The sequence below is a fragment of the Kluyvera sp. Awk 3 genome, from assembly GCF_028069715.1.
GTDB classification, from domain to species: Bacteria; Pseudomonadota; Gammaproteobacteria; order Enterobacterales; family Enterobacteriaceae; genus Kluyvera; species Kluyvera georgiana_A.
Window position 1 is genome coordinate 1 of record NZ_JANEWH010000077.1, and the last position, 23,056, is coordinate 23,056.

General features: G+C 53.8%; 22 protein-coding genes and 1 other annotated feature. Of the genes, 9 read left to right on the plus strand and 13 right to left on the minus strand.

Annotation, left to right across the window (positions count from 1 at the left end):
* The first annotated feature begins 106 nt into the window (after window positions 1-106).
* Window positions 107-550, plus strand: a complete 444-nt coding sequence (locus tag NNN71_RS15755; RefSeq protein WP_163449288.1) for a winged helix-turn-helix domain-containing protein — start codon at window positions 107-109, stop codon at window positions 548-550.
* A 16-nt stretch (window positions 551-566) separates the two neighbouring features.
* Complete coding sequence (locus tag NNN71_RS15760; protein WP_163449289.1) at window positions 567-1,100, plus strand: glycoside hydrolase family 108 protein; 534 nt, start codon at window positions 567-569, stop codon at window positions 1,098-1,100.
* A 68-nt stretch (window positions 1,101-1,168) separates the two neighbouring features.
* On the opposite strand, the gene NNN71_RS15765 is transcribed toward NNN71_RS15760, so the two are convergent.
* From NNN71_RS15765 to dnaK, 4 genes are all read right to left on the minus strand, one after another.
* Window positions 1,169-1,513 carry a phage holin family protein gene (locus tag NNN71_RS15765; RefSeq protein ID WP_249022348.1) on the minus strand — a complete coding sequence of 115 codons (345 nt, stop codon included), beginning with the start codon at window positions 1,511-1,513 and terminating at the stop codon, window positions 1,169-1,171.
* A 115-nt stretch (window positions 1,514-1,628) separates the two neighbouring features.
* Window positions 1,629-2,576, minus strand: coding sequence for a LysR family transcriptional regulator (locus NNN71_RS15770; protein WP_271458867.1), 948 nt, complete (start codon window positions 2,574-2,576; stop codon window positions 1,629-1,631).
* A gap of 432 nt (window positions 2,577-3,008) precedes the next feature.
* Window positions 3,009-4,145, minus strand: coding sequence for a molecular chaperone DnaJ (gene dnaJ / locus NNN71_RS15775; protein ID WP_163449292.1), 1,137 nt, complete (start codon window positions 4,143-4,145; stop codon window positions 3,009-3,011).
* A gap of 87 nt (window positions 4,146-4,232) precedes the next feature.
* Window positions 4,233-6,155, minus strand: a complete 1,923-nt coding sequence (gene dnaK, locus NNN71_RS15780) for a molecular chaperone DnaK (protein WP_064547267.1) — start codon at window positions 6,153-6,155, stop codon at window positions 4,233-4,235.
* A 357-nt stretch (window positions 6,156-6,512) separates the two neighbouring features.
* Here dnaK and NNN71_RS15785 point away from each other — a divergent pair, with 357 nt between their 5' ends.
* The 4 genes from NNN71_RS15785 to NNN71_RS15800 all read left to right on the plus strand — a co-directional run bounded on the left by NNN71_RS15785 (window position 6,513) and on the right by NNN71_RS15800 (window position 9,937).
* On the plus strand, window positions 6,513-6,917 hold the full coding sequence (locus NNN71_RS15785; protein WP_249022349.1) for a DUF2541 family protein: 405 nt from the start codon (window positions 6,513-6,515) through the stop codon (window positions 6,915-6,917).
* A gap of 32 nt (window positions 6,918-6,949) precedes the next feature.
* Window positions 6,950-7,675 carry an acidic protein MsyB gene (gene msyB / locus NNN71_RS15790; RefSeq protein ID WP_271458868.1) on the plus strand — a complete coding sequence of 242 codons (726 nt, stop codon included), beginning with the start codon at window positions 6,950-6,952 and terminating at the stop codon, window positions 7,673-7,675.
* Window positions 7,676-7,802: 127 nt separating this feature from the next.
* On the plus strand, window positions 7,803-8,369 hold the full coding sequence (gene satP, locus NNN71_RS15795) for an acetate uptake transporter (RefSeq protein WP_163449296.1): 567 nt from the start codon (window positions 7,803-7,805) through the stop codon (window positions 8,367-8,369).
* Between the two features lie 131 nt (window positions 8,370-8,500).
* Window positions 8,501-9,937 carry a hypothetical protein gene (locus NNN71_RS15800; RefSeq protein ID WP_271458869.1) on the plus strand — a complete coding sequence of 479 codons (1,437 nt, stop codon included), beginning with the start codon at window positions 8,501-8,503 and terminating at the stop codon, window positions 9,935-9,937.
* A gap of 38 nt (window positions 9,938-9,975) precedes the next feature.
* Here the strand turns inward: NNN71_RS15800 and NNN71_RS15805 are convergent, their stop codons facing one another.
* Entirely contained in the window at window positions 9,976-11,271 is a 1,296-nt protein-coding gene (locus NNN71_RS15805) for an MFS transporter (protein WP_271458870.1), read from the minus strand.
* Window positions 11,272-11,396: 125 nt separating this feature from the next.
* A complete protein-coding gene (mog, locus tag NNN71_RS15810) occupies window positions 11,397-11,984 on the minus strand; it encodes a molybdopterin adenylyltransferase (RefSeq protein WP_271458871.1) in 588 nt (195 codons plus the stop codon).
* 194 nt (window positions 11,985-12,178) lie between these two features.
* Here mog and NNN71_RS15815 point away from each other — a divergent pair, with 194 nt between their 5' ends.
* The gene (locus NNN71_RS15815) at window positions 12,179-13,117 is read left to right on the plus strand and encodes an Rpn family recombination-promoting nuclease/putative transposase (protein WP_271458872.1); all 939 of its coding nucleotides are present in this window, start codon (window positions 12,179-12,181) and stop codon (window positions 13,115-13,117) included.
* A 57-nt stretch (window positions 13,118-13,174) separates the two neighbouring features.
* Here NNN71_RS15815 and tal read toward each other — a convergent pair whose 3' ends face one another.
* The gene (gene tal / locus NNN71_RS15820; RefSeq protein WP_163449301.1) at window positions 13,175-14,128 is read right to left on the minus strand and encodes a transaldolase; all 954 of its coding nucleotides are present in this window, start codon (window positions 14,126-14,128) and stop codon (window positions 13,175-13,177) included.
* Window positions 14,129-14,381: 253 nt separating this feature from the next.
* On the opposite strand from tal, the gene NNN71_RS15825 reads away from it, so the two are divergent.
* Together NNN71_RS15825 and yaaA are read left to right on the plus strand one after the other, a co-directional pair.
* The gene (locus NNN71_RS15825; RefSeq protein ID WP_271458873.1) at window positions 14,382-15,812 is read left to right on the plus strand and encodes an alanine/glycine:cation symporter family protein; all 1,431 of its coding nucleotides are present in this window, start codon (window positions 14,382-14,384) and stop codon (window positions 15,810-15,812) included.
* A 66-nt stretch (window positions 15,813-15,878) separates the two neighbouring features.
* Window positions 15,879-16,652 (plus strand): peroxide stress protein YaaA, encoded by a 774-nt coding sequence (gene yaaA, locus NNN71_RS15830; protein WP_163449303.1) that lies wholly within the window; start codon window positions 15,879-15,881, stop codon window positions 16,650-16,652.
* A gap of 32 nt (window positions 16,653-16,684) precedes the next feature.
* Here yaaA and NNN71_RS15835 read toward each other — a convergent pair whose 3' ends face one another.
* The 6 genes from NNN71_RS15835 to NNN71_RS15860 form a co-directional block, all read right to left on the minus strand.
* Window positions 16,685-17,017, minus strand: a complete 333-nt coding sequence (locus tag NNN71_RS15835) for a DUF2502 domain-containing protein (RefSeq protein WP_163449304.1) — start codon at window positions 17,015-17,017, stop codon at window positions 16,685-16,687.
* A 195-nt stretch (window positions 17,018-17,212) separates the two neighbouring features.
* The gene (thrC, locus tag NNN71_RS15840) at window positions 17,213-18,499 is read right to left on the minus strand and encodes a threonine synthase (RefSeq protein WP_163449305.1); all 1,287 of its coding nucleotides are present in this window, start codon (window positions 18,497-18,499) and stop codon (window positions 17,213-17,215) included.
* 3 nt (window positions 18,500-18,502) lie between these two features.
* Window positions 18,503-19,432, minus strand: a complete 930-nt coding sequence (thrB, locus tag NNN71_RS15845; RefSeq protein ID WP_167576902.1) for a homoserine kinase — start codon at window positions 19,430-19,432, stop codon at window positions 18,503-18,505.
* 1 nt (window position 19,433) lies between these two features.
* A complete protein-coding gene (thrA, locus tag NNN71_RS15850) occupies window positions 19,434-21,896 on the minus strand; it encodes a bifunctional aspartate kinase/homoserine dehydrogenase I (protein WP_271458874.1) in 2,463 nt (820 codons plus the stop codon).
* 25 nt (window positions 21,897-21,921) lie between these two features.
* Window positions 21,922-22,039 (minus strand) — a sequence feature (Thr leader region).
* On the minus strand, window positions 21,978-22,067 hold the full coding sequence (thrL, locus tag NNN71_RS15855; RefSeq protein WP_074398816.1) for a thr operon leader peptide: 90 nt from the start codon (window positions 22,065-22,067) through the stop codon (window positions 21,978-21,980). Its footprint overlaps the feature before it by 62 nt.
* Window positions 22,068-22,256: 189 nt before the next feature.
* Complete coding sequence (locus tag NNN71_RS15860) at window positions 22,257-22,943, minus strand: tRNA/rRNA methyltransferase (RefSeq protein WP_271458875.1); 687 nt, start codon at window positions 22,941-22,943, stop codon at window positions 22,257-22,259.
* Window positions 22,944-23,056 lie beyond the last annotated feature (113 nt).

The following is a 23,056-nucleotide window of genomic DNA, read 5'->3' on the forward strand; positions in this document are numbered from 1 at the left end:
AAGATGACATTACAATAAACATGATGAGTATTAATAGCTTAGGGTGATCCCCATACCCTATATTCGGCAGCAACCCATTAAAGTGTAATAACTAAAGGACGACGTTATGAAAACTTATCTCATTAATGAAAGTTGTATTTACAATGAAGGGAAGTATGAACTGAGAACCAGCACAAACTCACAGGCCATCAAAATGACGGCGATGCGAGCGAAATGCCTCAGCTTCATTATTGAAAATGCGCATCAGGAAATCATTGAGCGTCAAAAAATAGCGGAGGAGCTATGGGGGGCTCGCAGTCAATTTGTGAATGATGCAAACCTGACGCAAATTCTGTATTTAATTCGCCGGGATTTAAAAACGCTGGGCATTAACGACCTGTTTATCACTATCCCACGTCAGGGTTTGCAGATTAATAAAGATATCGCGATCAGCATCATCGACCCGACGGCGAAAAAGAATAAAAAGCAGTTCTTCAGAAAAACGCTGGCCGCGTTAACCACCGTGTTTTCGGTGACGTTAGGCAGTGTAATGTACATGCATATTCATTAATTCAAAGGAATGAAAAATGAACCCAATTATCGATGGTATCCTGGTGATGGAAGGCAACTATAGCAACAATGGAAAAGATAAAGGAGGACTCACTCACTGGGGCATTACGGAGGCAGTAGCCCGGGCACATGGCTACTCCGGCAGCATGCAGGATCTGTCGCGTATTGAAGCGTATGCGATCCTGGAAAGCGACTACTGGATTAAACCTGGGTTTGAACACATCGCCCAGATCTCCTACCCCATCTCTTTTGAACTCTGCGATGCCGCGGTCAATATCGGTACACACTATCCGTGCACCTGGCTTCAGCGCTGGTTAAACGTATTTAATCGCGAAGAAAAAAAATATAATAATATCAAGGTAGACGGACGCATTGGCCCTCAAACGCTTGCCGCACTGGAGCATTTTTTGTCGTGGCGAGGAAAAGAAGGAGAAAGCACGTTGGTAAAAGCATTAAACTGCAGCCAGGGAGCCTGGTATTTAGACATCACCGAAAAACGCAAGGAAAATGAAGAGTTTATTTATGGCTGGATAAAAAACAGAATCACATAAATAGGCTATCAGGCTGAAGATAAAAGACTCAGGGACGAGTCTCTTATCGACTCAGCACAGTACAGCGGTTAACGCACGTTAGCGTCATTGATATATTTCTTCACTCGCTCACCCAAAATTTTGAGTATTGGCGCAGCGAATACGCCACCTAAACCGGCGGCAAGTAATACCATATTAAAACTAAAGCCTTGTTCAATGGCAATGGCGCTCAGTAAAAAGCTGGTAAAACAAGAGATTACCACCTGAACCAAACAGTGCGTAATACATTGATAAGCGTCCTTCTCAGACTGCTTTTCCTTGCGAATAAAATAGCTGACAAAGCCGCCCCAGGCACCAATGGCGACAACGGTCAGTAGAATTTCAATTTCCAGTAAGACGACTTCGGTAGTCGGTAAATGATTGGGAATAGCCATATTAAACTCCTGTATAAATATGATGAGGTATTTATTCACAGAAGTGTAAGCAGCCTCCAGGAAAAACAATAATCATCAGGCATCATTTCACCTGATACGTACCGCATGGGCCGCCTTAACGGCGGAATGAGGAGAGCGTATGCAGCATCGAAACAACATCAGTAATGACGGCAAGATTTTTACTGTTTTTTTTCCATGACGCATAGACCTGGATAGAGCGGAAAGTGAGCTCCGGCGGCGGCTGCACAAACTTAATATCGTACTTACGCTGATTCTTATAAAACAGCGCCATTTTTAAAGGCATGATCGCGATTAACGAGGTACGTTCAACGGTACTCACCAGACTGTTAACGGAGTCGCTACAATAGCCCACCTCGCGCTGACCTTTATAAGGAGAATCATCTCTCAGTAAACCATTATCTTCACCCATCATCGGGTTACTGATATTCATCTTATAGAGCGCATGGCGCGATGAATAGAAATGATGCAACGTCAGCTGCGAGAGTTGACTAAACATATGATTAGCGGCACAGATACAAACAAAGCTCTTAAAGCTATCAATCATCTGATTATCAATACCGGGAACGCTAATGGGTTCCTGACTGATGACCAAATCACATTCGGCGGTAAATAGCTGTTCAATCACCCGCTCACGACTCATATTGCGGGAAGAGAAATGATTGATTAACACACGCTCAAATACAGCGTTGTTATAAAGCTGCGAGAAATAGTAACTTTCAATCGTATCGCTGCCCAAAACGGTTATCTGAGCAGACTCTTCTTTACTGGCTGGAGAATGAAACGTGCCGTTAATCAACTCCATCACCTGGCGAAAATGGTGATGAATCTCTATCGCCTTAGCGGTAGGCAGGAGGCCCTCTTTACCTCTGACAAAGAGCTCCTCTTGATAATGATTTTGCAGGCGCCGCAGCGCCAGAGAAACTGCGGCAGGCGTAATATTTAATCGTTTGGCGGCTTTTGTCGCATTGCCAGCGGATATCACGGCGTCCAGAACTTTGATTAAATTATAATCAAAATCTTTATTGGCGCCTTTTCCCCCCATCCACTGTTAGCCCTTAAATATTAGAAAAGCAATAGACTCGTAATACTTCGAGCTATCGGTGTATCGACTGCAAACAGCTCCCCTCTATTCAGGCCGCCGCCCCGGAAGATGCTGTTGTATATTTATCATGCAGTACAAATCCTCCAGACCCATAATAGCCCCATCCCTGGCCGCGAAAAGGCTCGGCTCTATCGCATTTTTACCTACAATACAAATCATTTATGCTCACAATAACTCAATTTCCTGTCGTAGCAAATATGCAGACGTGCAGAGATCTGTACCCATCGGTAACAATGGCAGTTAGCGGTATCTATTTTGTGGATTCTAAACGGGAACGGATAAACACGCACAAGGAGGTGAGTCGGTGATTAACATAAAAAAGCCTGGGCGCGAAAACCCAGGCTATAAATAAAACGGAGAATCAGTCGTCAATTAACGGGTTAAATCGTCAAAGAACTTTTTCACGCCGTCAAAGAAGCTTTTCGAACGCGGACTGTTGTTTTCACCGGTTGGGCCGCCGAAGCTTTCCTGCAGGTCTTTCAACAGTTGCTTCTGCTTCTCGTTCAGACCGACCGGGGTTTCTACCACCACGCGACACAGCAGGTCGCCCTGCGCGCCGCCGCGAACGGACTTCACGCCCTTGCCGCGCATGCGGAACAGTTTGCCGGTTTGCGTTTCACCCGGAATTTTCAGCTTCACGCGACCGTCGAGCGTCGGCACTTCAATCTCGCCGCCCAGCGCCGCCATGGAGAAGTTGATCGGCACTTCGCAGTACAGGTTATTACCTTCACGCTCAAAGATAGCGTGCTGTTTCACCTGTACCTGAACGTACAGATCGCCTGCCGGTGCGCCGTGCTCGCCGGCTTCACCTTCACCGCTCAGACGAATACGATCGCCGGTGTCCACACCTGCCGGAATTTTAACGGACAGGGTTTTAGTCTTCTCAACGCGACCGTGACCGTGACATTTGTTGCACGGATCTTTAATCAGCGTACCGCGGCCCTGACAGTGTGGACAGGTCTGCTGTACAGCGAAGAAGCCCTGGCGCATCTGCACCTGGCCGGAACCGTGACAGGTTGGACAGGTTTGCGGCTGTGAACCCGCCTTCGCGCCGCTGCCGTGGCAGACATCGCACTCTTCCAGCGTCGGGATGCGGATCTCTTTGGTCACACCGCGAACCGCTTCTTCCAGCGTCAGATCCATGTTGTAGCGCAGGTCTGCGCCACGAGATGCGCGCTGGCGACCGCGACCACCGCCGAAGATATCGCCGAATACGTCACCAAAGATATCGCTGAAGTCCGCGCCGCCGCCGAAACCACCGGCTCCGCCGCCCATACCGCCCTGTTCAAAGGCCGCATGGCCATACTGATCGTAGGCCGCACGCTTTTGCGCGTCGGTCAGGATTTCGTACGCTTCTTTGATCTCTTTAAACTTGGCTTCGGCCTCTTTATCACCCTGGTTGCGGTCCGGGTGGTATTTCATGGCCAGGCGTTTGTACGCCTTTTTGATTTCGCGCTCTTCCGCTGTTTTGGAGACGCCCAAAATCTCGTAATAGTCTTGCTTTGCCATTGGTCTTGTTCAGCCCCTTAACATGCGAGCACGGGCGGAGAGGAAACCTCTTCGCCCGTGCCGATTAATTACCCTGCATCAGGGCGATTATTTTTTGTCTTTCACTTCTTCGAACTCTGCGTCAACAACATCGTCGTCTTTCGCATTGTTCGCGGAAGCATCAGCGCCTGCTGCGCCAGCCTGCTGCTGTGCGTGCTGCTGCTGAGCGATTTCCATCAGTTTCTGGGAAACCTGCGCCAGCGCCTGCATTTTCGCTTCGATGTCCGCTTTGTCTTCGCCTTTGAGAGACGTTTCCAGCGCGGTCAGCGCAGACTCGATAGCGGTTTTGTCGTCAGCCGGCAGCTGTTCGCCTGCTTCTTCAACCTGCTTACGGGTGCTGTGCAGCAGATGGTCGCCCTGGTTACGGGTCTGAACCAGCTCTTCGAACTTACGGTCAGATTCTGCGTTCGCTTCTGCATCGCGAACCATCTTCTGAATTTCTTCCTCGTTCAGACCGGAAGATGCCTTGATGGTGATCTTCTGCTCTTTACCGCTGTTTTTGTCTTTCGCGGAAACGTGCAGGATACCGTCAGCATCGATATCGAAGGTGACTTCGATCTGCGGCATGCCGCGCGGTGCCGGGCTGATACCGTCCAGGTTGAACTGACCCAGTGATTTGTTATCGGATGCACGTTTACGCTCACCCTGAATCACGTGGATGGTTACCGCAGACTGGTTGTCTTCAGCGGTAGAGAACACCTGGCTGTGCTTAGTTGGGATGGTGGTGTTTTTGTTGATGAGCGCAGTCATCACACCGCCCATGGTTTCGATACCCAGAGACAGCGGGGTAACGTCCAGCAGCAGCACGTCTTTTACTTCACCGGTCAGAACGCCGCCCTGAACCGCTGCGCCGATAGCAACAGCTTCGTCCGGGTTAACGTCTTTACGCGGCTCTTTACCGAAGAACTCAGCAACTTTCTTCTGCACCATTGGCATACGAGTCTGACCACCGACCAGGATAACGTCCTGGATATCGGATACGGACAAGCCAGCATCCTGCAGCGCAACTTTCAGCGGCTCGATAGAACGGTTCACCAGGTCTTCCACCAGGCTTTCCAGTTTCGCACGGGTCACTTTGATGTTCATGTGTTTCGGACCGGTCGCGTCTGCGGTGATGTACGGCAGGTTCACGTCGGTCTGCTGAGCGGAAGACAGTTCGATCTTCGCTTTCTCAGCGGCTTCTTTCAGGCGCTGCATCGCCAGCGGGTCGTTACGCAGGTCGATGCCCTGATCTTTCTTAAACTCGTCAACGAGGTAGTTGATCAGGCGGGTATCGAAGTCTTCACCACCCAGGTGGGTATCACCGTTGGTTGCCAGAACTTCAAAGGTTTTTTCGCCATCAACTTCGTCGATTTCGATAATAGAGATATCGAAAGTACCACCACCGAGGTCGTAAACCGCGATAGTACGGTTGCCGACTTCTTTATCCAGACCATAAGCCAGCGCGGCTGCGGTTGGTTCGTTGATGATACGTTTGACTTCCAGACCTGCGATACGGCCAGCATCTTTGGTTGCCTGACGCTGAGCATCGTTGAAGTAAGCAGGTACGGTGATAACCGCTTCAGTTACCGGCTCACCCAGGTAATCTTCAGCCGTTTTCTTCATTTTTTTCAGCACTTCAGCAGAGATCTGCGGCGGTGCAGTTTTGGTGCCCTTCACATCAAGCCATGCGTCGCCATTGTCTGCGGCAACGATTTTGTACGGCATGATAGAAACGTCACGCTGAACTTCTTCGTCCTGGAAGCGGCGACCAATCAGGCGTTTAATCGCAAACAGGGTGTTTTGCGGGTTTGTCACTGCCTGACGTTTAGCCGGCTGACCAACCAGAGTTTCACCATCCTGGGTATAAGCAATGATAGAAGGCGTGGTGCGGTCGCCTTCGGCGTTCTCCAGAACGCGAGCGGTAGTGCCATCCATAATCGCTACACAAGAGTTGGTAGTACCCAGGTCGATACCAATAATTTTACCCATCTAAACGTCTCCACTAAAAATTCAGTCAACATGTGGTTGTGAATCTGTAATAAGGGCGAAACCTACGGTTTCAACTGCCCTGAATCGTTTTTTTTCAGACTCACTCACTGCGGTTGACTACAAGATGGGGTCGCAACGTCATCCATCAAGGGGCAAAATTAAAAATTTTTCATTCAGTGCGGTTTTATTTCCAGCGTTTCGCCAAACGCATTCACGACATAAATATAAAAACATCAATTTATTCAGTTAATTGCTGTCATAAGTTGTCATAATTCAGCGCTGAAAACCGAACCGACGAGGAATAAAATTTAGCGCAGCATTTTGCTCACTAAAATGGCCCCTCCGGTAAGGAATACAATGAAAACCCTTTTAAACGTCTCAGTCAGTCTGGCGTTTGGTCTGCTGCTGGCCAGTTCCGCCTACGCCAACGACCACAAAACGTTGGGCGTTATCGCCCTTCCCCGCAACGAAACTAACGATCTCACCCTGAAGCTCCCGGTATGTCGAGTCGTGAAGCGCATCAAACTCAGCGTGGATCGCGGCGACGCACAGCTGAGCGGCGCTTCGGTGTACTTTAAGGCCGCCCGCAGCAGCAGCCAAAGCCTCAACGTTCCATCTTCACTCAAAGAAGGCCAAACGACGGACTGGATTAACATCAACAGCGACAATGACAACAAACGCTGCGTGTCCAAAATCAGTTTCTCAGGCCATACCGTCAACTCTTCCGACATGGCATCGCTGAAAATCATCGGCGACGATTAATCTTGCTCCGCTAACATAAGTCACGAACGTAAATGAAAGTCTCCTATCTGAACGATGAAGATCTCGTGTTCCTCCAGCACTGTAGCGAAGAACAGCTGGCACGCTTAGCTGTGCTGATGACCCACAATGAAAAAGGCAAACGTCGTCTGTCGAGCGCGCTGCTGCACAATGAGCTGTACATGTCGATGGAGGGCCATCCGGAGCAGCACCGTCGCAACTGGCAGTTGATCGCCGGCGAATTTCAGCACTTTGGCGGCGATAGCATCGCCAACCAGATCCGTGGCCACGGCAAGCTGTACCGTGAAATCCTGCGCGATGTCGCCAAACGTCTGGGGCTGAAAGCCGACAAAACGATGCCGACCACGGCTATTGAGAAACAGCTGCTGGAACAGTTTGTTCGCCATGCGTGGAAGCGGATGAACGACGAACAGAAAGCCCGCTTTCATGCGGCAATCCAGCTGAAGGTCATGGAAGTGGAAGCTTTACTACCGCAGCTTATCGATCATCATCGTCTGGATCACGGCATTGAACACCTGCTGGACAGCCAGCTCAGCCACATTTTGCATAAACATGCCGCCGTCAGCGTCATCGGCCACGGCCTGATGCGCGGCGCCGGTCTTGGCGGACCGGTTGGCGCCGCGGTGAACGGCGTGAAAGCCGTCAGCGGTAGCGCCTATCGCGTCACCATTCCTGCTGTGCTGCGCATTGCCTGCCTGCGTCGGTTGATTGCCCGCGCGGCGTTACAGCGTGCCGGATGAGTTAAAGGGGGAAAATAGTTCATTTTCCCCTGATCAGATCATAGACAGCCCGTTTACTCCTGATTATGATGCCGCGCCCCCAGCAGTGGGGAGATTATTTCACCATTCAATGATGATTTGAGGAATTATGGGCAACACTAAGTTGGCTAACCCGGCACCGCTGGGCCTGATGGGCTTCGGCATGACCACCATTCTGCTTAACCTGCATAACGCCGGTTTCTTCGCCTTTGACGGCATTATTCTCGCTATGGGTATTTTTTACGGCGGTATCGCGCAGATTTTCGCGGGCCTGCTGGAATACAAGAAAGGGAATACTTTCGGTCTGACCGCTTTCACCTCTTACGGCTCTTTCTGGCTGACTCTGGTCGCCATTCTGCTGCTGCCGAAGATGGGTCTGTCCGACGCACCTAACGCGCAGTTCCTCGGCGCTTACCTGGGCCTGTGGGGCGTGTTCACGCTGTTCATGTTCTTCGGTACCCTGAAAGCCGCACGCATGCTGCAGTTCGTGTTCCTGAGCCTGACCGTGCTGTTCGCGCTGCTGGCGATTGGCAACATCAACGGCAACGAAGCAATTATTCACGTAGCGGGTTGGGTTGGCCTGGTTTGTGGCGCGAGCGCTATTTACCTGGCAATGGGTGAAGTGCTGAACGAACAGTTCGGTCGCACCGTACTGCCGATTGGTGAAAAACACTGATCCTCGCCTCATCCTGAAAAACGCCGGCCTGTCCGGCGTTTTTTTTACCCATAAACTACCGATACTGGGATTATCGTTTCCTGATAATTTGCGCTATTTTCAATAACTTCTCATGATAAAAAGGATTATTGATGATGCGCCTCACCTCAGCTTGCCCCCTGATTCTGGCCTGCGGAGCCTTGATGCCCGTTGGTGCCAGTGCGCTACCAACGCCTGAAGTCAGAAGCGTTGACTGGGATAAGGAAAATACCGTACGCGTCGGGGATAGCATCAATACCGTGTATCGGATTACGATGTCAGAGGGATCACATAATCATCTTTGGCTAAACGTTGATTGCCAAACCCATGAAAAAACGCTGCTGTATATGAACCTGCACACGGTAACCGGGAGCAATATCCGCGCCTACGGCGGTAACTCTTTCGCCCGCTATATTCCCGGTGTCCCTTTCGAGCCCGATGCCGATAGCCTGCTCAGCACCAACCCTGCACTCGATGTCTGCAAACAAAACGTCGCGCCGCCTCGTTGGGTAGGACTCACTGCCGCAGAAAAGAACGGCGACCAGCCGTTTATCGACCTGAATAACAGCCATCGCGAGGGCAATATGCTCAATCTGCGCGTAGGCACGGATTACGCTCAGGTTCATCGCGAAAAGAAATATGACGCGCCCTACGACTTTAAAATCAGCCAGATGCAGGTTAATTGCGATAACCAGCAAGCGCGCATTGAACGAACGTTCTCTCTGAATGCCAACGTTGTGACTGACAACACCACAACCACGGATTCCGCCTTCACTTCCCTCCCCGCCACGCTTACCGCCCCCGTGAAGCAACTGTGTGCTCTAAAGGATCTCAACGCGTTTACCGGCAGCGGCGCGTGGGTAGCCCGGCAGAAAACCGAAGCTGATGCGCCGCTGACAATCCCCGATTTCGAGCACAACGATCCTGCGGCCTTAGCCCGTTACCCGCTTCCCGAAACGGTAAGCAAGACAGCAGCGCAGATACTGAAAAACGGGAGTAACGCGCCTGTGTTTTCCAGCCTCACCTATACGCCGGTGTGGCCTGGCGACAGCGATATTAAGGGCACAACGCGCATCGACAGGCTGCCGGACGGCAGCACCCTCACGCTTGATACGCTGATACTCAAAGGGGTGACGTTCTATAGCCAGTACCATCGGTTATTCAATATCGTTGATCTGAAACAGTGGGATTCGATGAAAAATAGCCCGTTCATCGCCCAGACGCTGGAAACCAACTTTAGCGTGACGCCGGAGGCTGGCCAGCCGTACCACTGGCATGCGGTACTGCAAGATGATACCGCCCCGGAGGGAAGCAAATCGAAGCGTCAGGATTGTCGTGTGGAAGGCCCGTGGCGCGATGCCTCAACGCTGAACAAGGCTTTCCCTGGGCGCTATATCGAGCTTATCTGTACCGACGATCGGGGCGATGGCAGAGCAATGAGCAGCGATTACGCCTGGCTGGAAAATTTGCGCGTCTTCATTCGCATCGGTTATCAGGAAGCGGGGCAGAAAAAACGGTTTACCTTTAAAGACGTCACCATTATTCGCTAGCACACGCGACGCCGGGGTCGACGCCGCGTGGTGTCGGCTTACGCCTCGGCAGGGGCGCTGCTTACTGCGGGTATCTCTTTACGCAGCCAGATGCCGAGCCCAAGGCCAATCAACGACAGCGCCAGCACATACCAGGCTGGCGCCATCGGCGAAACGCCCATCAACATGGTGACGGCAATCGGCGTCAGGCCGCCAAAAATGGCGTAAGAGACATTGTAGGAGAAGGAAATACCACTAAAGCGCACCTCCGCCGGGAAGGCGCGCACCATCACGTAAGGCACGGCGCCAACCACGCCAACGCACAGACCTACCAGCCCGTACAACAGGAACAGTTGCTCAGGATGCGTTCCCGCGAGGTGATAGAAGAACCAGCTTGAGCAGGCCAGTAAAATACTGCCAACGATAAACGTCTTGCTGGCGCCGACACGATCGACGATTAACCCTGCCAGCAGGCAGCCAACGCACAGCATCACCGTCGCCACGCTATTAGCCTGTAACGTCAGCGCGGGGGCATAACCGTACTGCTTTTGCAGCCACACCGGTGACATCAGAATCACCACGACAATACCTGCGGAGAGCAGCCAGGTCAGCAGCATCGAAACCACCACCGCCTGCTTATGCTTGAGCACCACCGACTTGATCGGCAGCTCCTGCGCCAGCGCTTTGCGCTGCTGCATTTCGAGAAAAACAGGCGTCTCCTGCAACCAGCGTCGCAGGTACATTGCCACCAGACCAAACGCGCCGCCCAGCAGGAATGGAATTCGCCAGCCGCCGTCGTGGATCGACTGCACGGTAAGCTGCGTGTTAATGAGCGTTGCCACCACGGAGCCCAGCAGGATCCCCACCGTCAGCCCTGCCGTCAGCGTGCCGCAGGCGATACCAATGCGCCGCGCCGGGACGTGCTCGGCCACGAACACCCACGCCCCCGGGACTTCACCGCCAATCGCGGCCCCCTGCAAAATACGCATCAACAGCAGCAGTAACGGCGCCACCAGCCCGGCGGTGGCATAAGTCGGCAGCAGGCCAATCGCCAGCGTAGGCACCGCCATTAGCAGGATGCTGAGGGTAAACATTTTTTTGCGCCCGACCAGATCGCCGAAGTGCGCCATAATGATGCCACCCAGCGGGCGAGCCAAATAGCCAGCCGCAAAGATGCCGAAAGTTTGTACCTGGCGCAGCCATTCAGGGATATCTGCCGGGAAGAAAAGCTCCCCGACCACGGCGGCAAAGAAGACGAAGATGATGAAATCATAAAACTCCAGCGCGCCGCCCAGGGCGGCCAGCGTCAGCGTTTTATAATCTTGTCGATTCAGAGGTCGGGTGTAATGTGACATAACAAACCATTCGCAAAGTTGAGCTGTTGATATAAGTTTACGATTTGTGTAAAGCAAAAATGACTATACCGTAAACCCTATCGCACTCCAGAGGAATGATAGGTTATGTCAGAAAAGCATCACATTCAGGATAAAGTCTCGCGAAGTGCGCTCTTAGGGCGAAATGCTGCTACAACGTGCGAATGGGTCTCGATATAGGGCCCTTCCAGCAACTGTACACAATACGGTACACTTGCAAAGATACCGTTCACCAGCACCTTACCTTCAGCATCTTTAACCCCTTCCAGCGTCTCCTGAATGGCCTTCGGCTGCCCCGGAAGGTTGAGGATCAACGCCTGTTTACGAATCACGCCCACCTGACGAGAGAGGATCGCCGTCGGCACAAAGTGCAGGCTCACCTGACGCATCTGCTCGCCAAAACCCGGCATCACGCGGTCGGCAATCGCCAGCGTGGCATCCGGCGTCACATCGCGACGCGCCGGGCCGGTACCGCCGGTGGTCAGCACCAGGTGGCAGCTCATCTCATCAACCAACTCGCACAGGGTTTGCTCGATAATGGTTTGCTCATCAGGGATCAGTCGGGTTTCGATTTCAAATGGCGTCGCCAGTGCGCTGCCCAACCACTCTTCAAGCGCCGGCAGGCCTTTGTCCTGGTAAACACCGCTGGAGGCGCGGTCAGAGATAGAAACTAAGCCAATGCGTAAAGTGTTCATGATTATTCCGTTAAAACTGTACTGTTGAGCAGAATGATACACGTGAATGGTCGGTAATACTAAGACACCGGAGGGGTAATCTCCTGCCGTTTCCCGAGGCTCGCCGCAAAATCAGCCTGGCGATTGATAATTTGCTATCGAGAAAATAACCGTGGTGGCAGACTCCGCCCACACGCTTCCACGGAGGGCCAGACATGCGAAAAAACAGGACACCCACGCCGCATGATTTAGTGTTTAAAACGTTTCTCTCGACGATGGAAACTGCACGCGATTTTATCGCAATCCATCTTCCTCCTGCGCTTTTACAGCTGTGCGACCTACAAACATTGCAGCTAGAGTCTGGAAGCTTTATCGAAGAAGACTTACATCCCTATTTCAGCGATATGCTGTACTCGCTTAAAACCGCTTGCGGTGATGGCTACATCCACGTGTTAATAGAGCATCAGAGTTCACCAGACAGACATATGGCTTTTCGTCTGATGCGCTATGCGATTGCCGCTATGCAGCGACATCTGGAGGCGGGTCACAACGTGCTGCCCCTGGTGATCCCCATTTTGTTTTATCAGGGCCGAAGAAGCCCTTACCCCAATTCAATGAACTGGCTGGATGAATTCAGCGACCCGGTGGTTGCTGGGCGTATTTATAGCCAAAATTTCCCGCTGGTTGATATCACGGTTATCCCCGATGATGAAATCATGCGCCACCGGAGTATGGCGGCGCTGACTTTAATTCAAAAGCACATTCGCCAGCGCGATCTCACCCGGCTTCTCGATAAGCTCGCCATCCTGTTAACCCGCAATCACATCAGCGGACAACAGGTGATTGCACTGGTAAACTATATGCTTCAGGCGGGAGAGGCTCAGGATGCCCGCACATTGCTGTACGAAATGGCGCAGCGCGCGCCTCAGTATGGAGACGAACTGATGACGTTAGCAGAGCAGTTAAAGCAGGAAGGCCGCAACGAAGGAATACAGCAGGGAATACAGCAGGGGATGCAACAAGGTATCCAAACCGGGGAACGCGAAGCGTCGCGTAAAATAGCGCGGGCGATGCTCGAAAAAGGTATCCCGGCAGCCGATATCATTGAAATGACCGGCGTAAGCGCCGAAGAGCTCCCCTCACTACAGCATTAAAAAAACAGCCCGCTCTCTGCAAAGAGAAGCGGGCTGTTGCGTTACGGCCTGACAAGATTACAGCAGGTCGCCGATCATTTTTTCCAGTTTTTCCTGGTCAATCGCAAACTTACGGATACCTTCCGCCAGTTTGTCGACCGCCATCGGATCCTGGTTGTGTTGCCACAGGAACTCAGACTCGGTGATGCGGCTCGGACGCGCTTTCACTTCACCGGTGAAGGTCAGTTTACGCTCCAGCGGGCCTTCGCTCTCTGCCAGCTCTTTCAGCAGCGCAGGTGCGATGGTCAGGCGGTCGCAGCCGGCCAGCTCAAGGATTTCGCCGATGTTACGGAAGCTTGCGCCCATCACTACGGTTTCATAGCCGTGCTCTTTGTAGTACTGGTAGATTTCGCTCACGGAAACCACACCTGGATCTTCCGCAGGCGCGTATTCTTTCTTATCAGTATTGGCTTTGTACCAATCCAGAATACGACCAACAAACGGGGAGATCAGGTATACGCCCGCTTCCGCACAAGCACGCGCCTGAGCGAAGGAGAACAGCAGGGTCAGGTTACAGTTGATACCGTCTTTTTCCAGCTGCTCCGCCGCGCGGATGCCCTGCCAGGTAGAAGCCAGTTTGATCAGGATGCGATCGTTGCTGATGCCCGCATCGTTGTACATTTTGATCAGACGTTTGGCTTTGGCGATGGACGCTTCGGTGTCATAGGAGAGACGCGCGTCAACTTCGGTAGAAATACGGCCCGGGACCAGTTTCAGGATTTCCAGACCGATGTTCACGGCCAGTTTGTCGGTAGCATCTACAACCTGCTGCGCACGGTCGCTGCTCTGGCTACGCGCCCAGGTTACCGCATCGTCAATCAGTTTACGGTACTCAGGAATCTGTGCTGCGCCCAGAATCAGGGAAGGGTTGGTTGTCGCATCCTGAGGCTGATACAGCTTCATTGCTGCGATGTCTCCGGTGTCAGCCACTACGGTTGTGTACTGACGCAGAGATGTCAATTTATCCGTCATGATAGTGTTTCTCTTTAAACAGCTGTTAGGGGGATGTAACCGGTCTGCCTCGATAATATCACGCCGCTCTCTCAGCGCAACCGCCGACATCATGAGAGCGCAGAGTATGATAAACTCATGCATTGGACTTTCAGACGTGGCCGTTGTGCGCGCTGAATATGGTAACGCTTACATTGGCTGAATCGAATCGTGTGAAGCACCGTTAGCTTCCGGGGTTCAGCCGCCCGTTTTGGCATAGACAAGAGGACGTTTAATGCCTGATTTCCTGTCTTTTATCAGCGAAATACTGTGGGGCTCGGTAATGATTTACCTGCTCCTTGGCTGTGGTATCTGGTTTACATGGAGAACCGGCTACATCCAGTTTCGCTACATCCGTCAGTTTAGCAAAAGTCTGAAAAGAAGCCTGAAACCGGGCGAAGGCGGATTAACATCATTCCAGGTGCTGTGCATCAGCCTGGCCGCGCGCGTCGGCAGCGGTAACCTGGCAGGCGTGGCGCTGGCGATTACCGTCGGCGGCCCCGGCGCGGTGTTCTGGATGTGGGTCGCGGCGATTATCGGCATGGCGAGCAGCTTCGCCGAGTGCTCGCTGGCACAGCTCTACAAAGAACGTGACGCCAACGGGCAGTTCCGTGGCGGGCCCGCCTGGTATATGACGCGCGGACTGGGCATGCGCTGGATGGGCGTGCTCTTCTCCCTGTTCCTGCTGCTCGCCTACGGGCTCATCTTCAATACCGTGCAGGCCAATTCCATGGCACACGCATTGAATTATGCTTTCGACATTCCCTTCAACTTCACCGGCGTCGTAGTGGCCTTCTTCGCCCTGCTGGTCATGATGCGCGGCATGAAAGGCGTGGCGCGGCTTAGCCAGTGGCTGGTGCCGCTGATGGGACTGGTGTGGGTTGTTACCTGCCTGCTGATCTCGCTGTGGCATATCGGTGAAATGCCCGACATCATCAACATGATTATTCGCAGCGCCTTTGGCCTGCAAGAAGCGGCGGCTGGTGCCGTCGGCTACAGCGTCAGCCAGGCGATTACCAGCGGCTTCCAGCGCAGCATGTTTTCCAACGAAGCGGGGATGGGGTCCACGCCTAACGCGGCCGCCGCCGCAGCCTCCTTCCCCCCTCATCCGGCGGCGCAGGGCATCGTACAAATGATTGGCGTGCTGATTGATACCATCGTTATCTGTAGCGCCAGCGCAATGGTTATATTGTTGTCGGGTCACGGCACCAAAACCACCGGCTATGACGGCATTCAGCTTATTCAGCACGCGATGAACGTGCTGGTTGGCAACTGGGGCGCAAGCTTTGTGGCGATAGTCATGGTGATGTTTGCTTTTACGTCGATCGTCGCCAACTACGTTTACGCCGAAAACAACCTGATCTTCTTACGCTGCAATAAGCCCTGGGCCCTCTGGCTGCTGCGTATTGGCACTCTGTTGATGGTGGTCATCGGCAGTCAGCTCAGCTTGCCTGTCGTCTGGCAGATGGCTGACGTGATTATGGCGCTGATGGCAATCACTAACTTGTCGGCCATTTTGTTGCTGTCTCCGGTGGTCAGAATCATCGCCCGTGATTACCTACGCCAGCGTAAACTTGGCGTCACGCCGGTGTTCGATCCTGACTATTATCCGGAGATCGCCCAACAGCTCGCGCCGGAAAGTTGGGATCAACCACCGCGCCAATAGCAGCAATCGATCACCTGCGGCCCTTTTTTTGTTAAAGTTGCGTGAAATTTTCTGCAAGGACTGGATATGCTGATTCTGATTTCTCCTGCTAAAACGCTCGACTACCAAAGCCCGCTGGCCACCACGCGCTATACCCAGCCGATGCTGCTGGAGCACTCTCAGCAACTGATCGGCGTTGCGCGCAAGCTTTCAGCGCCGCAGATTAAAGCGCTGATGGGGATTAGCGACAAGCTGGCGGATTTAAACGCCACCCGCTTCCACGACTGGCACCCGGACTTCACGCCGGAGAACGCCCGCCAGGCGATTCTGGCGTTTAAAGGCGATGTTTATACCGGGCTTCAGGCGGAAACCTTCAGCGAAGCCGATTTTGACTTCGCCCAGAAGCACCTGCGTATGCTCTCCGGCCTGTATGGCGTGCTGCGTCCGCTGGATCTCATGCAGCCTTATCGTCTGGAAATGGGGATTCGTCTTGAGAACCCGCGCGGGAAAGATCTGTATCAGTTCTGGGGTGAGGAAATCACCCATACGCTGAACGCCGCACTGCACGATCAGGGCGACGATATCGTGGTGAATCTGGCATCAGATGAATACTTCCGCTCGGTGAAGCCGAAAGCGTTGAAGGGGCAAATCATCAAGCCCGTCTTCCTCGATGAGAAAAACGGTAAGTTTAAGGTGATTAGCTTCTACGCCAAAAAGGCGCGCGGACTGATGAGCCGCTACATCATTGAGAACCGTCTGTCGAAACCAGAGCAGTTGACCGGTTTTAATAGCGAAGGGTATTTCTTTGATGCGGAAAGTTCGAGCGCCGAAGAGTTAGTCTTCAAGCGCCACGAACAGTAAGCAGGTAGCCCGTAGGCTACCTGAATTCGCGATTAATGATGGCCTGACGGTGGGCGATGATCGTCGCCGTGACCGTGATTATCATGACCGTGGTCATCGTGACGATTGTCATGATGGTCATCATGCCCGCGGTTATCGTGATGCGGCGGCGGTGGCGTGTGGGCATGCCAGCGGTTGTCGCGCCATTCATAGTGATCGTTCCACCAGCCGTGGTCGCGCCAGTGGCCGCCGTCCCAGTAACGACCGTTATTGTCCTGGTCGCCAATTTGCAGTTTCACCGCCGGAACCAGCGTAATCTCTGCGGCCTGAGTGATAACCGGAGCCGCCAGCATCATTGCCAGTGCAAACATCGCAGGTTTTAACATGGGTAACTCCTTGGTTCTTCGTTCGCCAGTATGGCCGATGAAGAGAGATTACCGCCGCGGAACCCGCGTTGTTATTCTCCGCAATCCTATATTGTAACCACCCGCATTTATTGGGAAATTCTCCTTTTTTCCTGCCGAATTCCTGCATAATTTCTCCCTGATTCCCCCTCCATGCTGGAAGGGGAAACGGAGACATTACGCCTTGCTCATCATCAGATTACGCAGCGCAGCGTAGTCGGCTGGCAGGTTATGCGATAACAGTGGCAGATCGGCGCGATCCGCCAACGCTTTTGGCAGCGGCAGCGTTTCATCGAGGATCTCTTCCACACTTTCTTTGAACTTCGCCGGATGGGCGGTACCGAGGAACAGGCCGTATTCACCCGGTTGCAGCTGGTCACGCAGCGCGCGGTAGGCAATCGCCGCGTGCGGTTCAGAGGTGTAGCCCAACGCTTGCAGCTCACGCATGGTCGCTTTGGTGGTTTCATCATCCACCGCCGCATAGCCCAGCTCGTTCAGACGCCAGATTTTACGGCGGAACAGCTCTTCCACGCGCGGCCAGTTATTCGGCTGACTGACGTCCATGGCGTTAGACAACGTCGCCTGAGTGGCTTTCGGCGCCCACTTGCCGTCCTGCAGGAAGCGCGGCACGGTGTCGTTGGCGTTGGTGGCGGCGATAAAGCGCTTCACCGGCAGACCGAGCGACTTGGCCAGCAGGCCCGCGGTCAGATCGCCAAAGTTACCGCTTGGCACGGAAATCACCAGCTGATTACGCGCTTCCTGTGGCAGCTGCGCCACCGCTTCGAAGTAATAGCAAATCTGCGCCAGCAGGCGGCTGATGTTGATGGAGTTGGCGGAGTTCAGCCCCAGCGCGACTTTCAACTCTTCGTCGTCGAACGCCTGCTTCACCAGCGCCTGACAGGCGTCGAAGTCACCGTCGATCGCCACGGTTTCAATGTTGCCACCCAAGGTACAGAACAATTTTTCCTGCAGCGGGCTGATCTTACCGCGCGGGTACAGAATCACCACTTTGACGTTCGGCAGACCGTAGAACGCGTGCGCCACGGCGGCGCCGGTATCGCCGGAGGTCGCCGTCAGGATAGTCACCGGCTTGTCGCCAGCGATATGAGTCAGCATCTGCGCCATAAAGCGGCCGCCGAAGTCTTTGAACGCCAGAGTCGGGCCGTGGAACAGTTCGAGACAGCCAACGTCTTCCTGCACCTTATTCACCGGCGCCGGGAAGGTGAACGCCGTCGCGATACGCGCGGCAAGCTCGGCTTCCGGGATCTCATCGCCGATAAACGCGGAGAGAATTTTCGCACTGCGGGTGACGAAATCCTGCGTCAGCAGTTCATCAATGTCGGTCAGGTTGAATTCCGGTAAATCTAACGGAAAGAACAGCCCCTGTTGCTTGCCAAGCCCTTGAGTCACGGCCTGCGCAAAGCTGACCTGCTCATTGTGATCTTTTAAGTTATAGAGTTTCATCGGTTATCCCACTACTCGTGCGCCCGCCGTGTCCAGCCGGCAAATATGAACGAAGCCTTCTTGATTCTGCAAATAATGCTGACCGAGCCAGTCCGCCACGCGCTGCGCGGTCTCGGTTTTGTCGCACAGGGCAAACAGCGTCGGCCCGGAGCCGGAGATGCCACAGGCCACGGCGCCAATGCCGGCTACCGCCTGACGTGCTTCGCTGAAACCCGGTAACAGTTTGGTTCGGTACGGCTCGGCAATCACGTCTTTCATCAGTTTTGCCGCCAGCTGCGGCTGACGGGAATAGCAGGCGTGAATAAAGCCCGCCAGATGACGGCCGTGAGCCACGCAGTCCTGACGACGATACTGAGCGGGCAGAATCGCCCGCGCTTCCGCGGTAGAGACCTTAATGCCCGGATAGGCCAGCACCCATAGCCAGTCGTCAAAGCACGGCACCTGCTGGCTGATAATGTCATTCTCTTCGATCATCAGCTGCATTCCGCCGAGATAGCACGGCGCGACGTTGTCGTAATGCACGCTGCCGGAGATACGTCCTTCCAGCTCGCCCATCAGGGCCAGCATCCGGGTTTCATCCAGCGGCCTGCCGCAGTGTTCATTCATCGCCACCAGCGCGGCGACCACGGAACAGGCGCTGGAACCCAGCCCTGAACCAATCGGCATGTTTTTTTCCAGCGTCATCGCCACCGGGATTTCTTTGCCAATCTCCTGGCAGAAGCGTTCCCAGCACTGATACACGATGTTTTCGTGCGGTTCGCTCGGCAGTTTATCCGCAAAGCGCCCTAAATTTTGCAGGCTGAAGCGATCTGCCGCCTCAACCGATACGTTGTCGCCCAGCAGGCTGCCGTCGATCGGCGTGACGGCGGCACCCAGTACATCAAACCCGACGCTCATATTGGCACTGGAAGCCGGGGCATACACCTTAACCATTTTAAACTCCTAACTTCCATGACAATGTGCGCAGAAGATCGGCAAATACCCCTGCCGCCGTAACATCGTTGCCTGCGCCATAGCCGCGCAGCACCAGCGGCAGCGGCTGATAATAGTGGCTATAAAACGCCAGCGCGTTCTCGCCGTTTTTCACTTTGAACAGCGGGTCGTTGCCGTCAACGGCGGCAATTTTCACCCGGCAGACGCCGTCTTCTTCAATATTGCCAACATAGCGCAGCACTTTGCCTTCATCACGCGCTTTCGCCACTCGGGCGGAAAATTCATCGTCAAGCTGCGACAGACGCGCCATAAAGCTCTCGGTATCGCCGGTGGCGTCAAAACTCTCTGGCAGCACCGATTCGACCACAATATCACTCAACTCGAGGCTACGCCCGGTTTCGCGAGCCAGAATCAGCAGCTTACGCGCCACGTCCATACCCGACAGGTCATCACGCGGATCCGGTTCGGTATAGCCCATCTCACGCGCCACTTTGGTTGCCGCCGACAGGCTCATGCCTTCATCCAGCTTGCCAAAGATAAACGACAGTGAGCCAGAAAGAATGCCAGAGAAGCGCTGTAGCTCATCGCCCGCGTTGAGCAGGTTTTGCAGGTTTTCAATGACCGGCAGCCCCGCCCCGACGTTGGTGTCGTAGAGGAATTTGCGGCGCGACTGGCCAGCCGCGTGACGCAACTGGTGGTAGTAGTCCATCGACGAGGTATTGGCCTTTTTGTTCGGCGTCACCACGTGGAAACCTTCGCGCAGGAAGTCGGCGTACTGATCGGCCACCGCCTGGCTGGAAGTGCAGTCGACGATCACCGGGTTCAGCAGGTGATACTCTTTCACCAGACGAATCAGACGCCCAAGGTTAAACGGCTCTTTAGCTTCCTCCAGCTCCGCCTGCCAGTTTTCCAGATTCAGCCCATGCACGCTGGTCAGCAGCGCGCGGGAATTCGCCACGCCGCAGACGCGCAGGTCGATGTGCTTTTTCTTCAGCCACGCCTGCTGGCGTTTAATCTGCTCAAGCAGCGCCCCGCCGACGCCGCCGACGCCCACCAGGAAGACTTCGATCACCTGGTCGGTGTTAAACAGCATCTGATGCGTGACGCGAACGCCCGTGGTGGCGTCGTCGTTGTTGACCACCACGGAGATCGAACGCTCAGAGGAACCCTGGGCAATTGCCACGATGTTGATGTTAGCGCGGGCCAGCGCGGCAAAGAACTTCGCCGAGATGCCGCGCAGCGTGCGCATTCCATCGCCGACAACGGAGATGATCGCCAGACGCTCCATGATCGACAGCGGCTCCAGCAGTTCTTCTTTCAGCTCCAGATAGAACTCATCTTCCATCGCCTTCTTCGCCCGCGCACAGTCGCTCTGCGGCACGCAGAAGCTGATGCTGTACTCGGATGAGGATTGGGTAATGAGTACCACGGAGATGCCCGCGCGCGACATGGTGGCAAACACGCGAGCCGCCATGCCGACCATTCCTTTCATGCCCGGGCCGGAGACGTTGAACATCGCCATATTATTGAGGTTGGAGATGCCCTTAACCGGTAGCGCATCATCGTCGCTGCTGGCGCCGATTAGCGTACCTGGAGCCTGTGGATTACCGGTGTTTTTAATTAAGCAAGGGATTTGGAACTGGGCGATAGGGGCAATGGTACGCGGGTGAAGCACTTTGGCGCCGAAGTAGGAAAGCTCCATCGCTTCCTGGTACGACATGCTCTTCAGCAGCACCGCGTCCGGTACCTGGCGCGGGTCACAGGTATAAACGCCGTCGACGTCGGTCCAGATCTCGCAACAGTCTGCGCGTAAACAGGCGGCCAGCACGGCGGCGGAGTAGTCGGAGCCGTTACGCCCCAGCACCACCAGTTCCCCCTTCTCGTTACCGGCGGTAAAGCCTGCCATCAGCACCATATGGTCCGCCGGGATCTGGCTGGCGGCAATGCGGCGAGTAGATTCAGCAATATCGACTGTCGATTCAAGGTAGTGGCCAACGGCCAGCAGTTTCTCAACCGGGTTAATCACCGTCACCTTGTGGCCACGGGCGCTCAGCAGCCCGGCCATGATGGCGATAGAGAGCTTTTCGCCGCGACAGATCAGGCCAGCGTTGACGCTGTCCGGGCACTGACCGAGCAGACTGATACCGTGGAGAATATGTTTGATCTGGGCAAATTCGAGCTCAACGGCCGCCTTCAGTTCCGCCAGCGGAAAACCCGGCTGGGCGGTAGCAAGCCCTTGAAGAAGTTCAGCAAAGATACGTTCGGCGTCGGCGATGTTGGTCAGCGCGTCCTGGCCGCCAATGGTTTTTTCAATCATCGCCACCAGATGGTTGGTGATTTTTGCCGGGGCAGAAAGCACGGTTGCTACCTGCCCCTGCCTGGCGTTGCTTTCCAGGATGTCGGCAACACGCAGAAACCGTTCCGCATTTGCCACTGATGTACCGCCGAACTTCAAGACTCGCATGGTTTTTACCCCTTGATCTTCAGTCGAAAAAAAAGCCCGCACTGTTCAGGTGCGGGCTTTTTTCTGTGTTTCCTGTACGCGTCAGCCCGCACCGTTACCTGTGGTAATAGTGGTGGTGGTAATGGTCATAATGCTGCTGATGCGAATCATGGATGTTGTGTGCTCTGTCATTTAGCTGTCTGTGCCTTATACCCCTATTGGTTAAAGTATCTGGCCCACTAAGTCAATGAATTTCTAACTTCGTCACGTTTCGCAATCAATTCACATCCGCCCGTTCATTCGCCGACAAACCACCACAACGGCCATAAGTTTTGCAAAATACCGACCAATAACACCATACGAAAATACAATGACAGAATTTTACTCTGTCATATTTTTTTCAATATCATGCAGCAAACGATGCAACATTGCCGTATCGCGTTGCTCAAGTAAGCCAATACGTTGTTGCAGCCAATCGGCCAGTTTTACATCTCCGGCTACCTCGAGCCGCTCGAGCAATTTGCTGATACGCGCCCTTAACGCAATCAGCTGATTTTCGTCACCTGTCGTTGCTGGGGGGTTCGCGTTTTGTAACAGTGAGGAAAGCTGATAACAATATACCATCACCGCCTGCCCGAGATTCAGCGACGGATAATCCGCCACCATCGGCACACCGGTTAACACATCCGCTAACGCCAGTTCATCATTGGTTAACCCGGAATCCTCACGGCCAAACACCAGCGCGGCATGGTCCATCCACTGCGCTTTTTCGGTCAACATTGGCACCAGTTCCTGCGGCGTGGCGTAATAGTGGAATCGGGCACGGCTGCGCGCGGTAGTCGCTACGGTGAAATCCACATCGTGCAGCGCTTCCGCCAGCGTTGGGTAGCAGGTGATGCCGTCAAGGATGTCGGTAGAGCCATGAGCCACCCATCGCGCGGCGGGTTCCTGGTGCGCAACGCTATCAACGATACGCATGTCATTAAATCCCATGGTTTTCATGGCGCGGGCAGCGGCACCGATATTTTCGGCCCTTGCTGGCGAAACCAGCACAATAGATAAGTGCATTTAAAGTTCTCTTAACTTACTGTTCTCAGGCAATAATGTGATGTACATCAACATATTGCGCAGCGCGAATTTACAAAAATGCAACAAAAATCACTGAAATGATGTTTCATAAC

What these genes read in the sequence shown, in the direction of transcription:
- thrC (WP_163449305.1), bottom strand. Translation starts at nt 18,499, where the DNA reads ATGAAACTCTATAACTTAAAAGATCACAATGAGCAGGTCAGCTTTGCG.
- satP (WP_163449296.1), top strand. Translation starts at nt 7,803, where the DNA reads ATGGGCAACACTAAGTTGGCTAACCCGGCACCGCTGGGCCTGATGGGC.
- NNN71_RS15860 (WP_271458875.1), bottom strand. Translation starts at nt 22,943, where the DNA reads ATGCACTTATCTATTGTGCTGGTTTCGCCAGCAAGGGCCGAAAATATC.
- thrA (WP_271458874.1), bottom strand. Translation starts at nt 21,896, where the DNA reads ATGCGAGTCTTGAAGTTCGGCGGTACATCAGTGGCAAATGCGGAACGG.
- NNN71_RS15805 (WP_271458870.1), bottom strand. Translation starts at nt 11,271, where the DNA reads ATGTCACATTACACCCGACCTCTGAATCGACAAGATTATAAAACGCTG.
- NNN71_RS15800 (WP_271458869.1), top strand. Translation starts at nt 8,501, where the DNA reads ATGATGCGCCTCACCTCAGCTTGCCCCCTGATTCTGGCCTGCGGAGCC.
- NNN71_RS15755 (WP_163449288.1), top strand. Translation starts at nt 107, where the DNA reads ATGAAAACTTATCTCATTAATGAAAGTTGTATTTACAATGAAGGGAAG.
- tal (WP_163449301.1), bottom strand. Translation starts at nt 14,128, where the DNA reads ATGACGGATAAATTGACATCTCTGCGTCAGTACACAACCGTAGTGGCT.
- NNN71_RS15825 (WP_271458873.1), top strand. Translation starts at nt 14,382, where the DNA reads ATGCCTGATTTCCTGTCTTTTATCAGCGAAATACTGTGGGGCTCGGTA.
- yaaA (WP_163449303.1), top strand. Translation starts at nt 15,879, where the DNA reads ATGCTGATTCTGATTTCTCCTGCTAAAACGCTCGACTACCAAAGCCCG.
- NNN71_RS15785 (WP_249022349.1), top strand. Translation starts at nt 6,513, where the DNA reads ATGAAAACCCTTTTAAACGTCTCAGTCAGTCTGGCGTTTGGTCTGCTG.
- msyB (WP_271458868.1), top strand. Translation starts at nt 6,950, where the DNA reads ATGAAAGTCTCCTATCTGAACGATGAAGATCTCGTGTTCCTCCAGCAC.
- NNN71_RS15765 (WP_249022348.1), bottom strand. Translation starts at nt 1,513, where the DNA reads ATGGCTATTCCCAATCATTTACCGACTACCGAAGTCGTCTTACTGGAA.
- NNN71_RS15760 (WP_163449289.1), top strand. Translation starts at nt 567, where the DNA reads ATGAACCCAATTATCGATGGTATCCTGGTGATGGAAGGCAACTATAGC.
- thrB (WP_167576902.1), bottom strand. Translation starts at nt 19,432, where the DNA reads ATGGTTAAGGTGTATGCCCCGGCTTCCAGTGCCAATATGAGCGTCGGG.
- NNN71_RS15815 (WP_271458872.1), top strand. Translation starts at nt 12,179, where the DNA reads ATGCGAAAAAACAGGACACCCACGCCGCATGATTTAGTGTTTAAAACG.
- mog (WP_271458871.1), bottom strand. Translation starts at nt 11,984, where the DNA reads ATGAACACTTTACGCATTGGCTTAGTTTCTATCTCTGACCGCGCCTCC.
- NNN71_RS15835 (WP_163449304.1), bottom strand. Translation starts at nt 17,017, where the DNA reads ATGTTAAAACCTGCGATGTTTGCACTGGCAATGATGCTGGCGGCTCCG.
- dnaJ (WP_163449292.1), bottom strand. Translation starts at nt 4,145, where the DNA reads ATGGCAAAGCAAGACTATTACGAGATTTTGGGCGTCTCCAAAACAGCG.
- NNN71_RS15770 (WP_271458867.1), bottom strand. Translation starts at nt 2,576, where the DNA reads ATGGGGGGAAAAGGCGCCAATAAAGATTTTGATTATAATTTAATCAAA.
- thrL (WP_074398816.1), bottom strand. Translation starts at nt 22,067, where the DNA reads ATGACAGAGCACACAACATCCATGATTCGCATCAGCAGCATTATGACC.
- dnaK (WP_064547267.1), bottom strand. Translation starts at nt 6,155, where the DNA reads ATGGGTAAAATTATTGGTATCGACCTGGGTACTACCAACTCTTGTGTA.